Source organism: Agrobacterium vitis, assembly GCF_014926405.1.
Taxonomy (GTDB): Bacteria; Pseudomonadota; Alphaproteobacteria; order Rhizobiales; family Rhizobiaceae; genus Allorhizobium; species Allorhizobium vitis_H.
In genome coordinates, this window is the sequence record NZ_JACXXJ020000003.1 from 647,655 (window position 1) to 662,893 (window position 15,239).

A 15,239-nucleotide genomic window follows, 5' to 3' on the forward strand; every position below is an offset into this window, starting at 1 on the left:
GGTTTTCGTCAATATATTTCAAATCAAACGGTGCGATATATTTTCAATATGTGTTGAAATGTGATCCAGGGCCTGCTGCTCCAGCAACATTTCGTAATGGCCCAGCGGCAGATTCGAGACTGTGAGATTGGGCGCCAACTGCCCCCACCCCATGTCTTCATGCAGATGAAATATTTCGTATAATGGGTAATCAGACCGAACCAGATGCACGGGAAACCCGTAGGATTGCGGCTTGTGAGCAAGGATAACCGCGATGTTACGGTTCATTCCTTTCGAAAACTCCCGGTAAACCTTGGAGAACCCGACGAAGCTGGTGGTTTCCGGCAGGCCGCCATTGGCAATCAACTGGAGACGCATCAGCTCGATTAGATCGTCTTCCGCCAGGCGATGGGCATCGCTGCCTGCCACTTCCCAGGCAACCCGCTTCAGCGCCCGCATATAGTCCGTGAACCAACGAACCCTGACCACTTGTGAACGGCTGAGCGTTATCAACCGCTCTGTCTGCGTCCCATCCATCACGCCATTGAACAAGCGTGGTGCAATGCTGTCGAGCAGGACGGCGCCGCAAGCGCCGTCTGTACGCCGGCTTGCCATCTCGCACGCCAGCACACCTCCAAAGGACCAGCCCAGCAGACAGAGCCGCTCGGCGTTCCAGACCTCTCCCAAATCCGCGATTGCTTCATCGGCAATCTCCCCGAGAATGCCTTCGGGAAGATCGGTCTTGCCCAACGCCGAGGTGTAGCGCTTGTTGAGAGAAAGCTCGACCAGATGCCAGGAATAGCCTGTCATTCGCTCCGCAAGCTGTATGTAACTGCGGATGGGCATTCCGCCGGGATGAACGCAAACCACAGTCATCCCGGCATTCTCTCGGTGGGCAAGTTCACTTGCAGACTTCGGCATCTCCATTCGCCATACCTCGCTGGCCATACCTCGCTGGATTTTGGCTTCTGGAATTCAGAGTTCGCCTTTTTCGAAGAGATCCTTGGCCTCGACAAGATAATTGGCCAACTTCTCGATGGTCGGGTGGTACCACATGGCCGTCGGCGGCAATTCGAAGCCGAGCCACTGTTCCATTTCCCCTGCAAGCACCAGCGTCTCGGTAGAATCCAGGCCGAAATCGGTGAAGATCTTGTTCACATCGATTTCCGATGCCGGAACCGAAAGCTTGTAGGCGAATTTTTCGACCAGCCAGGTCTTGGCTTCTGCGTAGCTGAACTTTGTTTGAACGTCAGACATTATTCGTCACCCTTTGTTGCGTTGAAATGCATTTTAAAAATCGGCCACGTCACCGCGTGACCATGAAAAACAAGGCGCAGATCGCGAAAACATTGGCGAGGGTTCCCCAGAGATACCAACGCTTCGCCAAGGCGCGGAACGGCTCGGCAATCGCATCGAAATCCGATGCCTGGTTGAGAAGCCTTCGCTGGCGGATCTGATTGGGAATGAGCCCCAACATCCAGGACAGGCCCGACAAAAGAAAACAGCCCACTCCATACAGCAACCACGGCGTGTCGAGGAAATTCATACCGTAGCTGCGAGCCATATATCCGCCCGTCGCAGATAAGAGTACAGCCCCACCGAACGTAAATACATAATCGGTCAGGAAAACCAATTTTATTGCATACCTTAGTATATTAAGATTATTGCTTCGGTCTGCAATCAGTTTCCACACGGCTGTTACAACAATATTACCAAGGAACATTGTTGCGGCAAAAACATGAACGAACAGGAGCACTTCCGACATGGTCCATCCTGCAATACCATCTACAGACGCAAATTAGCACCTGAAACCCCAAATGATTGCAACATCCGGCTACATGCCGGCTTTCGACTGTCGCAACGTGACTATTGTTTTGGCCCTTAGGCGAGCGACCTTAACGGCACAATTTTCCATTCCTGAAAACAGGTTCAGGGTGATCGATGCCGTTATGGCTTTATTGCGAAGGGAAGAAATATCTCATAATATCAATAGCTTATGATAGGGAAATGACTTGCCGCCTATCATTCGACGATATATGACTTCTAGCAAGGCGCACCCGATGATGCATGCGCCTTACGCTGAAAATCTTACCTCGATTAAAAAAGGCGAAGGCCTATCGACTACACGACTCGATAGATTACGCAGTCTTCCCGATTGGAGCTGCGGCATGCCGTTTCACAAGGCGCGCCGCCTGTGTACCGGAATAGACGCCGCTTTCGTGGAAACCGACGAAATCCGGCCCGAGATCCCTGACAGAGAAGTAAGAACCTGCAAAATACAGCGGACCATCGTCATTGATCGAAGGCAAGCGTGCCTGCATTTTGCTGCTTTCGATGGTAATGACCGGATGCTCGTAATCGAAAGTCTTGATCACCTTGGCAGGATCGATGGGCAGCGGACTATCCAACGACACGAAATAGTCCTGCTCAGCCTTAAACCCTTGAATTGAATTCATATGATAGACGAGATAGGGCCGCCTTTTGCCATCGACCGTCATACAGCCGTAATTCCAGCTCTTCCACCTGTGCGGCGGCACAGGCATCACGGATGAATCGGTATGGAGAACTGTGCTGCAACGATTGTACTCAAACGTTCCCAGAATTTCGCGCTGCTTCACACTTGGATTGTCGAGCAATTTCAAAGCCTGGTCGGCATGGGTCGCGACAATGGCATAGTCGAATTTTTCCCAGATTCCACCGGTCTGAACCTCGACACCATCTGCAAGAGCACGCACGGACGTTACCGCCGCATTCAACCTTGGTGGACGCTTGAGGCCGCCAATCAGGATATCAAGATAGCCCTTGGCACCTCCCTTGACCGCAAGCCACTTCACACCCTTCCCCCCAAGGCCATCCTTGCCATGATTGAGGAACATGCCAATGACCATGACCGCGGGAGAATTCAATGTAACCTCAACGGGGACAGACCAGTATGAGCAGGAAATCTGGATCATGTAACCGTTGATAAAGTCGTCAGTATAACCATAGGTCCGGAGATATTCCTCCAATGGAATCTGACACTTGCCCTCCATGATATGGCGAGGCGCTTCCCTCAGCAGGCGATCTGCCTGCTCCCAGACGGAAATGAATTCCGGCCCATAGTTAGCCCGAACATAAGCCTCATCCTTCTCAAACTCCTCTGTGCCGTAATAGGTACCGGCATCGACATCGAAGAAGTTGAAACCACCGGAATGCTCGGTCAGCGGTACGTTCAGCTCAGCAAAAAACTTGGTAAGCTTAGGATAATTGGGCGGATTGAACACCATAAAGCCCGTATCCACACCGACATCACCCAATGGATCAGAAACGACCACTGTGCTTGCATGCCCACCAGGCCGGTCGTCCTGCTCGAAAACATGAACGTCGAAGTCTTTATCAAGCGAATAGGCTGCACTCAGTCCGGAAATACCGGAACCAATGATAGCGACAGATGCCACACTTACCTCCAATAAGAATTAAATAATTTGCTTATTTTAAATATTCGAATGGAACGAGCTATTCTCAAAATTTCATAAACCAGTTTATATTTTACGTTACTAATTTTTTTGACTTGTTTTCTCAAAAAACTATCTTTGTTATTCAGTCGAAGGATAGCAATATTTAACCCACTGTCAACGATCAATGCAATCAGAGGTAATTGTTTTTTTCGCAGCAGCGTCCGAATTTGTTAGCAAGCGCAAAACACGCATGCATATCAAAGGTTTCAGCCCCAAAGCATCACTCGCTTTTCCGATGCAGCTGCAACAGCCCACCTGGACATTCTGCAAAAGATGCGATGAACAGCTCTGCGACGAACGCCCTCGCACAGCCCTCGACATTCATCAAAGCGGGATGCGCTTGGCGCCCTGGAAGAGCAACCCACACCATTTGACTTTTCAGCCATGCACATTTTGGAGATTGAGTCCGCCGTCGAAAATGCCCCCCCAACCGAGAACCCCGACCATGGATCTCATTTGATTCAGACAGCTTATGATGAGGCCCGTCGCGCCGCGCAAATTCGCATGCTCGATACGATGCGGAACCATCTCAAACACATATTATATCAAACTAAGTGTCATAGTATGAAATGATTGATTGCTGGCTACTTCACCATATTCGCACCACCATTTTCATGGACAACGACTTCTAATAGCTTCGATAAAAGCGATAATGTGCAATAGCACCTTCAAGCGAAAAAGCCTCAAAACAACTCGACACCCTGTAAAATTCATATTATGTCATGATAAACAGCACTTGCATGAGGAGGAGCGTCATGTATTTAGGAACGCAGGTTGGCGCGCGAGACGACGACGATTATCGGGTGTTTGCGCAATTGGGCCTCAAGCATATCTGCGCCGATCCGCCGGGCGATCCACGCAGCTGGACGCTTACCGATATCGAGCGCCATCGCGACAAGGTCGAGAGCTTTGGCCTGATCCTGGACATGCTGCAATTGCCCTTGCCCTCCAGCCCAATCGAAAGAGCATCCTATCCGGATATCCTGTTGGCCGGCCCAGACCGCGACCGCCAGATCGATGCGGTTTGCAAGATGATCGAGAACCTGGCAGCGGCCGGAATTCCGGCGGCAAAATACAATCTCAACCTGATCGGCATTCCCCGCACTCCGATGGAGAAAGGCCGGGGAGGCTCAATGAATGAAAGCTTCCGCTGGGACAAGGCCGATCAGGCCGCAGCACCGGGACTGGCTGGCGTTCTTTCGGAGGATGAAAATTGGGAGCGAATCGATTATTTCCTGGAACGGGTCGTGCCGGTTGCCGAAAGCAACAAGGTGCGCCTGGCCTGCCATCCGCACGATCCCTACACGCCGCCTGGCTATAAGGGCGTAACCCGGGTCCTTGGCACAGTGGAGGGATTGAAGAAATTCGTGCAGATGCGCGAAAGCCCTTATCACGGCCTGAATTTCTGCCAGGGATCAATTGGTGAAATGCTGGACAATCCGCGCGAGGAAATCGACGATATCATTCGCTGGTTCGGAACGCGCGGCAAGATCTTCAACGTCCATTTCCGCAATATCAGCGGCGGCAAACTGTCCTTCATGGAAACCTTTCCCGATGAAGGCGATATGGACATGGTGCGATCGGTCAAGATCTACCACGAAGTCGGCTACCAATATATGCTGATGCCGGATCATGTTCCCACCATCAGTGGCCGCGATCCAACCGGGGTCGCCTTCGCCTTCTGCTACGGCTATATCGCGGCGCTGCTTGAAAGTCTGAACTCGGCAAATACGTAAGCCAATACGAACGTTATCCGTTCAACACTCCGCCAGCCGCCATAATGGCGTCTGGTGTGTCGACATCGACAAGGGCAGCCGGACCGATATCGACATCGATCACCGGCAGCGTGCTGGCCGCGATGATTGCCTTGGCGCCCTTATCGCCCGTCAATGTCAGCAATGCCGGGCGAAGCGCCTCTGGTAAAATAACCGGATTACCCGGCACGTCACCTGACGCTGCACGGATGATGGCGCGGCCATCTGCGCTTTCGAATGCTAAGATCAGCGCATCGAGATGCAATGCCGTCAGTCCCGGCATATCGCCGAGCACCACCATGACGCCATCCTTGCCAGCCACATCTGGAGAATTTAGTCCGGTGATCAACGAGGATGCCATCCCCTCGGCAAACCCGGCATTGAAGCTCATCGCGGCTGGCAAATCTAAAAGACAAGCCTCGACCTCCTCCCGACGATGTCCGGTGACAACCGTCACGGATGCCGCCCGGCTCGCAAGGCTGATCGCCACCACGCGACGGATCAGTGGGACACCATCAAAGAGAGCCAGAAGCTTATGGGCGCTGCCGCCCATCCGGCGCGCCTGCCCGGCGGCGAGAATGACAATCGCGGTGCTGACAGTTTTCGGGTCCGGCATCGGCACACTCTTTATGCTTTGTCTCCACAACAACAGATGATTAGAAGCCTCTCCCGTTTGCAAGGCCAATTTTTGCAGGAGACAACCTAGCTCCTTGTTCAAAAAGACACAAAAGCATCATCCAGCTTTCATGTCGCTGTCACGGTCCAGCGGTAACGCTGCCCTAAAATGTCAGGGGTTTTATATCTCGACCCATTTCGGAGACCGATGATGAACAGACGCGACTTTCTGCTAGCTTCCTGCGCAACCGCAGGCCTGGCCGCCATGCCGAATTTTGCCTTTGCTGCGGGCAAGGAAATCAATGTCTACAGCGGCTCCGATGCCAATATCATCGACTTCTGGAACAACATCGTTCGCCCAAGCTTCGAGAAGGCCAACAGTGACCTAACGATCAAGGTGATTGATGCCGGCGACAATAACGGTCTGCGTGCGATTGGCGATCGCGCCCTCGCCGCGTTGAAATCCAACAGCGATCCGCAAGCCGACCTGTTTGAAGCCTTCAATCCGCGCCTGCCAACCGGCTCCATCGATGCCGGTCTGTGGGTGGCATTTTCCGAGAAGAATGTCCCGAATTTTGGCCGCGTCAACCCGATGGCGATCGATCTGTCGCAGTCGCTGCCCTATCGCGGTTCGCAGGTTCTTCTGGCCTATGACAGCACCAAGCTCGATCCGAAGGATGCGCCGAAAACCTGGGAACAGCTGATTTCCTGGATCAAGGCCAATCCCGGCCAGTTCATCTACAACCGCCCCGACAAGGGCGGTTCAGGCGGCAATTTCGTCCGCCGTGCCATCCACGAAGCGAATGGCCGCGATCCGAGCAAATTCACCGTCGGCAATTACACGGCGGACGCCGCGGAAAAAGCCTTGCCGCCAAGCTGGAAGATCCTCAACGATCTGGCCCCATCTCTCTACGAAAAGGGCGCCTATACCTCCGGCAATTCGCAGTCGATCCAGCTGCTTGCCCAAGGCGTCGTCACCATGGTACCGGTCTGGTCCGATCAGGCGCTCCAATCGATTGCACAGGGCGTATTGCCCGACACCACACGGCTTGTGCAGCTGACGGATCTGGCGCTTTGCGGCGATTTCGCCCGTATGACGATTTTTTCCAATGGCGCCAACAAGGATGCCGCCCTGAAGCTCGCCAATACTTTGCTGTCTGAAGAAATCCAGTCGGCAATCATCACCGAGCTCGGTGGCTTTCCGGGTGTGTCCTGGGATTATATTTCCAAGGACCTGCGCGAGAAATATGCCGATGTCATTCCCGCATCGATCCCGACATTCCCCAGCGGCGATTGGGAAATGGCGGTCAATGACGGCTGGTTCCGCAATGTCGCACCAGGCCTGGCGCGGGGTTGATGAGCGCGCCCAGTTCGCTGCCGCTTGATAAAGGGCGGGAGGCAAAGGCTGGACGCGGGCTGACTGGCCTGCTTCTGGTCGCCCTTCCTATCCTGCTCTTGGCCTGGCTGATCATTTATCCGATCATCTCGGCGGTGATCGGCACGCTTGTCATGACCACGCCGGAGGGCGGGTGGCACGTTTCCGCGGCGTCCTACCGGTTCTTCTTCAGTGACACCTACAGCCTGCGCAATCTCGGCATCACGCTCTGGACCACCGCCGTCTGTGGCGTTGTGCTGCTACTGATCGGCGTGCCGATTGCGCTCTACCTGCGCTTTTCCTCCAGCAGGCTGGCCGCTTATGTTCAGGCGCTGGCGATCTTTCCGATGTTCGTGCCGTCGATCATTCTATCCTATGCACTGATCCGCACCATCGGTCCAAATGGAACGGTCGATATCCTGCTCCACGCCGTGGGCCTGCCGAAACTGCCAACGCCCTATCTGACGCCCTGGGGACCTGTGATCGGTCTGGTCTGGGACAATTTGCCTTTGACCGTGCTGATGCTGACGGCGGGTCTCAGCGCCATTTCCAACAATGCCGTCGAGGCGGCGCGCGACGCTGGTGCAAGGCCTGTGCAGGTATTTTTGCATATCATCCTGCCGCGCATGGCCAATTCCTTCCTAGTCGCCAGTTCCTTTGCCATTCTCGGAATATTTTCGGCCTTTACCCTGCCCTATCTGCTCGGCCCGGCCTCGCCGGAAATGATGGGGCCTTTCATGCAGCGAACGTTTGCCGATCTGAACGATCCGCTGAATGCCACCACGCAAGCGGTGATCAGCTTCGGCTTTTGCCTGTTTTTCGGCGCGTTCTATGTCTATTCGATTGCCAGAAATCAGGAACGAACACGATGAGGCCCCTGCGATGAGAGTGGGTAGGATCGACTGGACGGGCCTTGCTTTCGCAGGCCTGCTCACCCTGTTTATCGCCCTGCCACTGCTGGTGGTCGGCACATGGGCCTTTACCGAGGTCTGGCGCTATCCATTAGTGATCCCGCAGCAATTCGGCCTGCGCTTCTGGTTCCTGACGCTTGGCCGCGCCGACGTCTGGGAGGCGCTCTTTCTCAGCCTGCGCCTCACCGCCACGGTGACATTGCTGTCGGCGGTGATCTGTCTTCCGGCTGCCTATGCCTTTGCCCGGATGAAATTTCCGGGCCGCAATCTGCTGTTCCTGTCTTTTCTTGCCTCGCATGCCTTCCCCAAATTCGGCCTGCTGGTGGCCATTGCGGCGATTTTCCTGAAGCTGCATCTGATCAGCACCTTCTGGGGCGTGGCACTGATTCAGCTGGTCGGCACGCTGATGCTGATGATCTGGATACCGGTTGCCGCCTTCCAGAATGTAGACCGGCGAATGGAAGAAGCGGCGCGTGATGCGGGCGCCCGGCCCTTGCGGGTTTTCTGGTCGATTACGCTGCCGCAGGCAGCGCCAACGATCTTTGCCGCCTTGCTCCTGACCTTCGTCAGCACGTTTTACGAAACAGAAGGCGCCTGGTTGATTGGCGCGCCACAGGTGCGCACCATGCCTGTCTTGATGGTGTCCTTCATCAACAATCAGATGGTGGTGCAATATGGCGCGGTGCTGTCGGTCATGCTGTGGGTTCCCTCTTTCCTCGCACTGATCTTTGCCCGCCGCGCCATCGGCACAGGCGCATTCGCCAAGGGCTTTGGCGCCTGAACAGACCCCTCATCGCCTGTAACCGGAACAGAAACGAACACCCATGGCCCAACTGACCCTTGACCGCGTTTCAAAGCAATTTCCAGGCTCGACCGCCGTCGATGCTTTTTCATTGCATGTAGAGGATGGCGAGCTGGTCTGCCTGCTCGGCCCATCCGGTTCGGGTAAATCGACGCTGCTGCGGATGATTGGCGGTTTCGAAGCACCAACCAGCGGCATGATCCGCATTGACGGCCAGGATGTCACCCGTCTGCCGCCGGAACGGCGACCGACCGGGATGGTCTTTCAAAGCCACGCGCTCTGGACCCATATGAATGTGTTCAAGAACATCGCCTTCGGCCTGAAGCTGCGCGGCATGGCGAGAAGCGAAATCGCTGACCGGGTCGAGGCAGCGCTGGCCATGGTCGGGTTGAAGGATTACGGTCAGCGCCAGACCTATCAACTGTCGGGCGGCCAGCAGCAGAGAGTGGCACTTGCCCGCTCGCTGGTGCTGGAACCGAAAATCCTGCTGCTTGATGAACCCTTTGCCAGCCTCGACCAGCATTTGCGCGAACGGCTGCGCGAGGAAGTGCGCGATATCCAGCAGCGGCTTGGTATTACCACCCTGTTCGTTACCCACGGTCAGGACGAAGCTTTGGCGCTGGCCGACCGTATCGTCGTGATGCGGGCTGGCCGCGCCGAGCAGATCGCCCCGCCGGACCGGGTCTACCGCGAGCCGGAAACCGAATTCGTCGCAGGCTTTATCGGCCAGATGAATTTCATTCCCGGCATAATGCGCAGGGGCGCATTCACCCATATTGACCTTTCCTTGGCGGTCGATGCTGATAGCAATCCAGAGGATGGCGATGCTGTGCTGGCCGTTCGGCCGGAAGCCCTGCATTTGTCGCCCACCGACCGGGCGGACGCGGCCTTTGTCTGCCGGGCTATCGATTTCGGCAGCCATCTCATGGTCGATCTTCAACTCGGTGATGGCACAAGGGTAAAGGCCATGACCGATCCGGGAACCGGCTGGCAAAAAGGCGACCGCGCCGAATTGCAGGTCAGGGCTTTCCGGGTTTTTCGCCACAATAAGGTGATCTGTGTGTCCCAGACCGCCGAGCGATTAAGGAGCTTTGCCAATGTCTGACGGCTTGTTTATCGAGCGTGACGGTTTCAGAACCATGCTGAAATGGCATCGCGGCCATAAGCAGGCGGGCGATATTTCTTTCACGCCGGACCGGATCACCGAGGGCATGGCGCTTGGCGCCAGCGTCGAAATCGATCTTGTCTGTCATGCCGGTGGCGGCCTGGCCGTGCTGCATGACGAGGTTTTGGACAAAGCCACCACCGGCCAAGGCCCGGTGCGTGCAGCCTCAGTGGAGCAGCTGCGCAGCCTGTTCCTGCGCGACCATGACGGACAGCCAAGTGCCCATAGGGTTATGCTGATCGATGATCTCGGGCGCGTTCTGGCCAGCACTTCCCATCGTGCGGGTGCCGTATTGCAACTGGATCTGAAGGAAAAGGTCAGCGACTTGACGCAGCAGGACATCGCCGCTTTCGTTGCCGCCATCGGGCCAGTGCGCGACCGTGTTATCCTGTCGGCGGGTGATGCACAGGCCGTCACCCGTCTCGCAGAGGCCCTGCCCGGCCTGCCGCTCGGTTACGATCCCTGCCATGGCGGCGCCATCGAACGATTGATGGAAAATGGCAACTTCGTTACCTTCATCGACGATGCTGTCGCCGCCATTCCCGACGCCGAGATGATCTATCTCGACCATGAGGCGGTGCTGTTTGCCGAGGATCGCGGTTTCAACATGGTCGCCGCCTTCCATGCGGCTGGAAAACGGATTGATGCCTATACGATCAACAGGGCGGACGAGGCATCGCTACCGCGCGTCCTGCGGCTGCTGGCACTGCAATGCGACCAGATCACCACGGATGATCCGGTCGGGCTTCAAGCGCTGATCGCCCTCTATGACAGTCAACGATCCATCGCAGGCTGAAACCCGGCGAGCAGCCAGGGATGCAACGCTGGCGAGGCGGCAAGAATGCCACCTCCGGCGTCAACCGGCATTCCGCCAAAGCCTGTGACCAGTCCCCCGGCCTCGGTCAGGATCAGGGCTGCGGCGCCATAGTCATGCACCTGCAGGCCATCCTCGAAAAACCCATCCAGCCGCCCACAGGCGACATAGGCAATCGATAGCGCCGCCGACCCAAGACGGCGCACGCCAGCGGTATTGTCCATCAACCGGCGGAGCGCCCGGTGATAGAGCTCCTCATCGACGCTTTTCACTTGTCCGGGGACCGGCAAGCCCGCTCCCACCAGCACATTCTGGACATCGGCCACATCAGCACACTGTAGTTTTTCGCCGTTCAGAGTGGCGCCCTTACCGATTTCAGCACTGAAAAGCTCATCGAGCATACTGTCATAAACCACCCCGCAGGTGATCACGCCCCGTTCGGCAATGGCGATGGTCATGCCGAAATGCGGCAGGCCCCAGGCAAAATTGGTGGTTCCGTCAATGGGATCAATATAGATGACCGGTGCATCTGGGCCACCTGTACGGTTGCCGGTCTCTTCCTCGCCCTGGATGGCATGGTCCGGAAAGGCCTCGGAGACACCGGCAACGATCAGGCGCTCGACGGCGACATCGATTTCCGTCTGGTAATCGCGCGGACCTTTGGACACCATCTGGTCGACATGACGGCGACGCAGCGATTGACGCGCCAGCGCTCCGGCTTCGAGAGCAATGCTGGCAAGGGCTAACAGGCGTGGAGAACTGTCAGGCGCGAGACGGTCGCGGGCGCTAAGATCGGTCATGGCACATTCCGGGATGTTTGGGACAATATCCTCGATTCAGGACAGAACGAGGTCGAATGAATGCCGAAACTTCGCGGAAATGGGCAGAAAAGCAAGTAAAGGATATATGACAGCCCGGCTATCCGCTATGTCGGATGCTGAGACGATCGCTCTCGGTATCAGTTCAGCAATTGTTGCTCGCGGCTGCGGGCCGCGGACAGCTCGGATGTCGTGTGATTGAGACGATCAGCCAGAACCCGGGTGATTTCCGAGGAGATTTCGGGAAAATCGCTCATCAGTTTCAGGAAGTTTTCCTTGCTGATTTTCAAAACTTCAAGACGCGAGGCCGCCCGCACGGTTGCGGTGCGCGACACATCGCAGAGAATGGCGATTTCCCCGACGATTGAATTGCTTTGAACTTCCGCGACCTTGATCTCGCCAGCATCCGAATTGACCAGAACATCGGCTGTCCCTGACAGCACGACATAGGCTGCGTCACCGACATCGCCCTGGCGAAACAGGTTCTGCCCCTCACGACAGGTCATCCGGTCGGAAGCAAAAGCAAGCAGCTTCAGCTTGGCTGGAGCAATCTGGGAAAACAGCGGCACGCGCCGCAACATTTCGACTTCGTCCTTCAGTAGCATTTGCGTCTTACCCCCTATCGCGCCTGATCACGATATTACGAGAGAAACTGTTTGAACATCCCGTCTTTGGCGGAAAGCTCTTCGAAACTCCCGGTTTCGACAAGATTTCCTTTGTCGAACACGAGTATCCTGTCAAAAAGCCCGCTTATATCCGCATTTGGTAAAACCCAGATGATCGAGGGCCGCTGACCGTCGCAATGTAGGTCCTGCATGATATGGCTGACGATCTTATCCTGCGCCCGCTGATCGAGCGCCGACAAGGGTCTGTTGAAGATGAAATAATCCGACCGCTTCACCAGCGCCCGCGCCAGATTGAGCTTCTGGCGCTGGACAGCGGTTAACCGCCGCCCCTGCGAGCCGACATCGAAATCCAGCCCGATCGACAGCACGCTTTCGGCAAGGCCGAGGTCTCTAAAAATGTCGCGAATGATCGCACGGATCCGGTCAGACGCATCGGCTTCGCGCACAGCCAGCCGCCCAAACAGCACATTGTCCATCAATGATGCCGACAGGGTGAACCGTTCTACGTCGTGACGTTCGATTTTTTCCGCCAGATCCGCGGGAACTCCGGCATGGAACTCGCGACGTGCATCGACGATCTTGTCCATCAACTCCTGCGTCAAAAGGCCGAAACGATGGCGCGGCTCGATATAGGCAAAGCTGAGGCGGATAATGCTGCTGCGCTCGCTGGCCGAGGCTTGCGTTACGGCTGTGCCATGGAGCTTTTGCAGCAAAGCCTCGTAGTCGGGAAGATCCTCCGCGCTCATGAAGGTCAATTGCTGGAAAAACGGATGGTCGGGCGGAAGGTCTCGAAACAATTCTACCGCATTCGCCGCGATTTCGAGCCCCATTGCATAGAACGCATCGCCAATGCCGGTATCACGCATCACCTTGCGAAAATAAGGATGGGCCGCCAGCCGTTGCCCATTGATCATCAAGGGTTTCATCTTGCCGAAAAGCAGATTTTCACCCACCGTCGCCTGGCTGTTATAGGCATCGGCCTCGAAGGGTACGACAATGTCGTCCAGATTCTCGTCGTGCAACCGGCGGCGCAGCGCATGGCGGATCTCGACGATTCGCTCTGTCAATTCCTGATGGGCAAGCGTATCCACTTGTGAACGCAGGGCGAGATCGAAAATATCCTCCGAAATCATCACAGCATCCAGAACCGGACGGATCACCTTCAAGAGTCCATCCGGCCCTTCAGCGCCAGCCGATCGATAATCCACCCAATCGCTGTTGAGATCGAGAAGCGGATTGCCGGATCTCTGCGCCTCCAGAAGGTCACGTTTGTTTCTGCGCGCCGCCAGTCCGTCATAGGTGACATCTGTCAAAGGCGCATGTTTCAACCCGTAGAGAAGATTGTCCCGCAGAGTTCCATGGAAGAAATAGGCATCCGAGGACACGAAGGAAAGCCGCCGCCCGGTGACCGATTCCGGCATGGTGAGAATATCCTGGCCACCAATGCTGATATGGCCGGATTCCGGCCACAGGATACGCCCGAGAGCTTCCGCCAGCGCCTCGCCGCCGCCACCGTTCTGACCGATAATCGCAACCGTCTCATTGGGGGCAATATCCAGCGAAACGCTATTGAGCAGGCGCGCGCCACTATCGTCGCAAAGCACCAGATTCGAGGCCACCAGTGCCTCGGAAAGCGGGCCGACCGGCGTGGCCGCGACCGTGTGAACCCGCGCATCGACCAATCGCTCAACATCGAATTGCTCGACCACTTGAGCATATTTGACCTGAACGTCCTGGCGGGCCTGATCCCAGTCTATCAATTCCTTCAGCGGACCTGGCAGGTCCTTATAGGCGCCGATAACAGCGATGAGCTGGCCGATGTCGAGCCGCCCCTCCAGAGCCATATACCCGCCGATAGCATAGAACAGAAACGGCGTCAGTTGGGCGAGGAAGTTATTGATGAATTTCACCATGAACTTCCACTGATAGAGATCGTAGCGGATCGAAAAAATCAGGCCGAGACGGGCGGCAATGTCAGCGCGCTCAAAATTGGATGTGTCATGGGCATGGATCGTATGAATGCCATCGACAATTTCGCCAACCCGGCCGGACAATTGACGCGCCGTTAGCTGACGCTGACGGCCCAGCTCCAGCAGCCGCCTACGCATGCGTGGAATGATAATGGCCTGAACGCAAACCATGCCAGCCGCAATCATTCCCAGCCAAACATTCTGAAGGATGATGAAGATCAGCGCCGTCAGAGCCTGCCCACCCAAAAGCGCGGGTTGGACAAAGGCATCGCCGGTAAAACCACCCAGCGGCTCGACCTCGTCCTTGATCATCGTGGCAATCTCGGCGGACTTGACCCGCTTGAAATGCACGGGCGGAAACCGCAGGACCCGATCGATCAACTCGAAGCGAATCCGGCGCAGCATGCGCTCACCAAGCCGCCCCTTATAGGTGTTGATATAGAATTTGAACAATCCGTTCAGCACGACAAGACACAGGAAAACAACGCTGAGAGCCATCAGCATTTGTAAGCGGTTCAGCTCGAAACCGCTGAAGATTTCCAGATGTCCGATCCATGGCAGGTCGAAGGCAACATGCATGAACGGCTTTGTCGCCCCAGCCTCTTCAAAGCCCTGGCCCTGAATAGGGCCATTGACGATCTGCTTGGGCAGATCGAAAGACAGGAAATAGGGGATCATCGACAGGCCGACAATGCACAGTATCCACACCTGTTGCAGAGAGGTGTTCGACCAGATGTAACGCCCCAGGCTTTTTTCCATCGTCACTCGTGAAATGCAGCGCCTGTCGTCCCACGCCCCATGCCGCGCGACAACGCCTTTGATCATATATGGCGCACTTCTCTTCGCTGTAAAGGCGATGACGCGCAGATGACGTTCCAACAGCCTTTCACGTTGGCTTCTGGCCTTCTATGAA

The 15,239-nt window shown here is 55.9% G+C and carries 14 protein-coding genes; 6 read left to right on the forward strand and 8 right to left on the reverse strand.

Annotation, left to right across the window (positions count from 1 at the left end; all coding sequences use genetic code 11):
* Positions 1–18: 18 nt before the first annotated feature.
* The 4 genes from IEI95_RS04425 to IEI95_RS04440 all read right to left on the reverse strand — a co-directional run bounded on the left by IEI95_RS04425 (position 19) and on the right by IEI95_RS04440 (position 3,416).
* Positions 19–900 (reverse strand): thioesterase domain-containing protein, encoded by an 882-nt coding sequence (locus IEI95_RS04425; RefSeq protein ID WP_158212742.1) that lies wholly within the window; start codon positions 898–900, stop codon positions 19–21.
* A 54-nt stretch (positions 901–954) separates the two neighbouring features.
* On the reverse strand, positions 955–1,236 hold the full coding sequence (locus IEI95_RS04430) for an acyl carrier protein (RefSeq protein ID WP_012653955.1): 282 nt from the start codon (positions 1,234–1,236) through the stop codon (positions 955–957).
* Between the two features lie 49 nt (positions 1,237–1,285).
* Positions 1,286–1,744 carry a DUF2269 family protein gene (locus tag IEI95_RS04435; protein ID WP_012653954.1) on the reverse strand — a complete coding sequence of 153 codons (459 nt, stop codon included), beginning with the start codon at positions 1,742–1,744 and terminating at the stop codon, positions 1,286–1,288.
* A 373-nt stretch (positions 1,745–2,117) separates the two neighbouring features.
* A complete protein-coding gene (locus IEI95_RS04440) occupies positions 2,118–3,416 on the reverse strand; it encodes an NAD(P)/FAD-dependent oxidoreductase (RefSeq protein ID WP_194416020.1) in 1,299 nt (432 codons plus the stop codon).
* 815 nt (positions 3,417–4,231) lie between these two features.
* On the opposite strand from IEI95_RS04440, the gene IEI95_RS04445 reads away from it, so the two are divergent.
* On the forward strand, positions 4,232–5,212 hold the full coding sequence (locus tag IEI95_RS04445) for a mannonate dehydratase (RefSeq protein ID WP_156532186.1): 981 nt from the start codon (positions 4,232–4,234) through the stop codon (positions 5,210–5,212).
* Positions 5,213–5,225: 13 nt separating this feature from the next.
* Here IEI95_RS04445 and IEI95_RS04450 read toward each other — a convergent pair whose 3' ends face one another.
* Positions 5,226–5,846: a nucleotidyltransferase family protein gene (locus IEI95_RS04450; RefSeq protein WP_156532185.1), complete on the reverse strand. Its 621-nt coding sequence runs from the start codon at positions 5,844–5,846 to the stop codon at positions 5,226–5,228.
* A gap of 210 nt (positions 5,847–6,056) precedes the next feature.
* Between IEI95_RS04450 and IEI95_RS04455 the strand changes: the two genes are divergently transcribed.
* From IEI95_RS04455 to IEI95_RS04475, 5 genes are read left to right on the forward strand one after another with little or no spacing between them, the layout of a single operon-like run.
* Positions 6,057–7,202 (forward strand): extracellular solute-binding protein, encoded by a 1,146-nt coding sequence (locus tag IEI95_RS04455; protein ID WP_156532184.1) that lies wholly within the window; start codon positions 6,057–6,059, stop codon positions 7,200–7,202.
* On the forward strand, positions 7,202–8,092 hold the full coding sequence (locus IEI95_RS04460) for an ABC transporter permease (RefSeq protein WP_156537255.1): 891 nt from the start codon (positions 7,202–7,204) through the stop codon (positions 8,090–8,092). Before IEI95_RS04455 ends, IEI95_RS04460 begins: the two co-directional genes overlap by 1 nt.
* A 10-nt stretch (positions 8,093–8,102) precedes the next feature.
* Positions 8,103–8,912, forward strand: coding sequence for an ABC transporter permease (locus tag IEI95_RS04465; RefSeq protein WP_156532182.1), 810 nt, complete (start codon positions 8,103–8,105; stop codon positions 8,910–8,912).
* Between the two features lie 43 nt (positions 8,913–8,955).
* Complete coding sequence (locus IEI95_RS04470) at positions 8,956–10,038, forward strand: ABC transporter ATP-binding protein (RefSeq protein WP_156532181.1); 1,083 nt, start codon at positions 8,956–8,958, stop codon at positions 10,036–10,038.
* On the forward strand, positions 10,031–10,894 hold the full coding sequence (locus IEI95_RS04475; protein WP_156532180.1) for a glycerophosphodiester phosphodiesterase: 864 nt from the start codon (positions 10,031–10,033) through the stop codon (positions 10,892–10,894). The genes IEI95_RS04470 and IEI95_RS04475 overlap by 8 nt, the downstream gene beginning before the upstream one ends.
* Here the strand turns inward: IEI95_RS04475 and IEI95_RS04480 are convergent.
* The 3 genes from IEI95_RS04480 to IEI95_RS04490 all read right to left on the reverse strand — a co-directional run bounded on the left by IEI95_RS04480 (position 10,873) and on the right by IEI95_RS04490 (position 15,085).
* Positions 10,873–11,712, reverse strand: coding sequence for an inositol monophosphatase family protein (locus tag IEI95_RS04480; RefSeq protein WP_156532179.1), 840 nt, complete (start codon positions 11,710–11,712; stop codon positions 10,873–10,875). The genes IEI95_RS04475 and IEI95_RS04480 overlap by 22 nt on opposite strands.
* 158 nt (positions 11,713–11,870) lie before the next feature.
* Entirely contained in the window at positions 11,871–12,335 is a 465-nt protein-coding gene (locus tag IEI95_RS04485) for a cyclic nucleotide-binding domain-containing protein (RefSeq protein WP_012653944.1), read from the reverse strand.
* 35 nt (positions 12,336–12,370) lie between these two features.
* Entirely contained in the window at positions 12,371–15,085 is a 2,715-nt protein-coding gene (locus tag IEI95_RS04490) for an ABC transporter ATP-binding protein (protein WP_156532178.1), read from the reverse strand.
* Positions 15,086–15,239: the final 154 nt, after the last annotated feature.

Bases quoted from the DNA above. Each gene is read 5' to 3' on its own strand.
- IEI95_RS04425 (WP_158212742.1), bottom strand. From the start codon at position 900: ATGCCGAAGTCTGCAAGTGAACTTGCCCACCGAGAGAATGCCGGGATG.
- IEI95_RS04430 (WP_012653955.1), bottom strand. From the start codon at position 1,236: ATGTCTGACGTTCAAACAAAGTTCAGCTACGCAGAAGCCAAGACCTGG.
- IEI95_RS04435 (WP_012653954.1), bottom strand. From the start codon at position 1,744: ATGTCGGAAGTGCTCCTGTTCGTTCATGTTTTTGCCGCAACAATGTTC.
- IEI95_RS04445 (WP_156532186.1), top strand. From the start codon at position 4,232: ATGTATTTAGGAACGCAGGTTGGCGCGCGAGACGACGACGATTATCGG.
- IEI95_RS04450 (WP_156532185.1), bottom strand. From the start codon at position 5,846: ATGCCGGACCCGAAAACTGTCAGCACCGCGATTGTCATTCTCGCCGCC.
- IEI95_RS04455 (WP_156532184.1), top strand. From the start codon at position 6,057: ATGAACAGACGCGACTTTCTGCTAGCTTCCTGCGCAACCGCAGGCCTG.
- IEI95_RS04460 (WP_156537255.1), top strand. From the start codon at position 7,202: ATGAGCGCGCCCAGTTCGCTGCCGCTTGATAAAGGGCGGGAGGCAAAG.
- IEI95_RS04465 (WP_156532182.1), top strand. From the start codon at position 8,103: ATGAGAGTGGGTAGGATCGACTGGACGGGCCTTGCTTTCGCAGGCCTG.
- IEI95_RS04470 (WP_156532181.1), top strand. From the start codon at position 8,956: ATGGCCCAACTGACCCTTGACCGCGTTTCAAAGCAATTTCCAGGCTCG.
- IEI95_RS04475 (WP_156532180.1), top strand. From the start codon at position 10,031: ATGTCTGACGGCTTGTTTATCGAGCGTGACGGTTTCAGAACCATGCTG.
- IEI95_RS04480 (WP_156532179.1), bottom strand. From the start codon at position 11,712: ATGACCGATCTTAGCGCCCGCGACCGTCTCGCGCCTGACAGTTCTCCA.
- IEI95_RS04485 (WP_012653944.1), bottom strand. From the start codon at position 12,335: ATGCTACTGAAGGACGAAGTCGAAATGTTGCGGCGCGTGCCGCTGTTT.
- IEI95_RS04490 (WP_156532178.1), bottom strand. From the start codon at position 15,085: ATGGAAAAAAGCCTGGGGCGTTACATCTGGTCGAACACCTCTCTGCAA.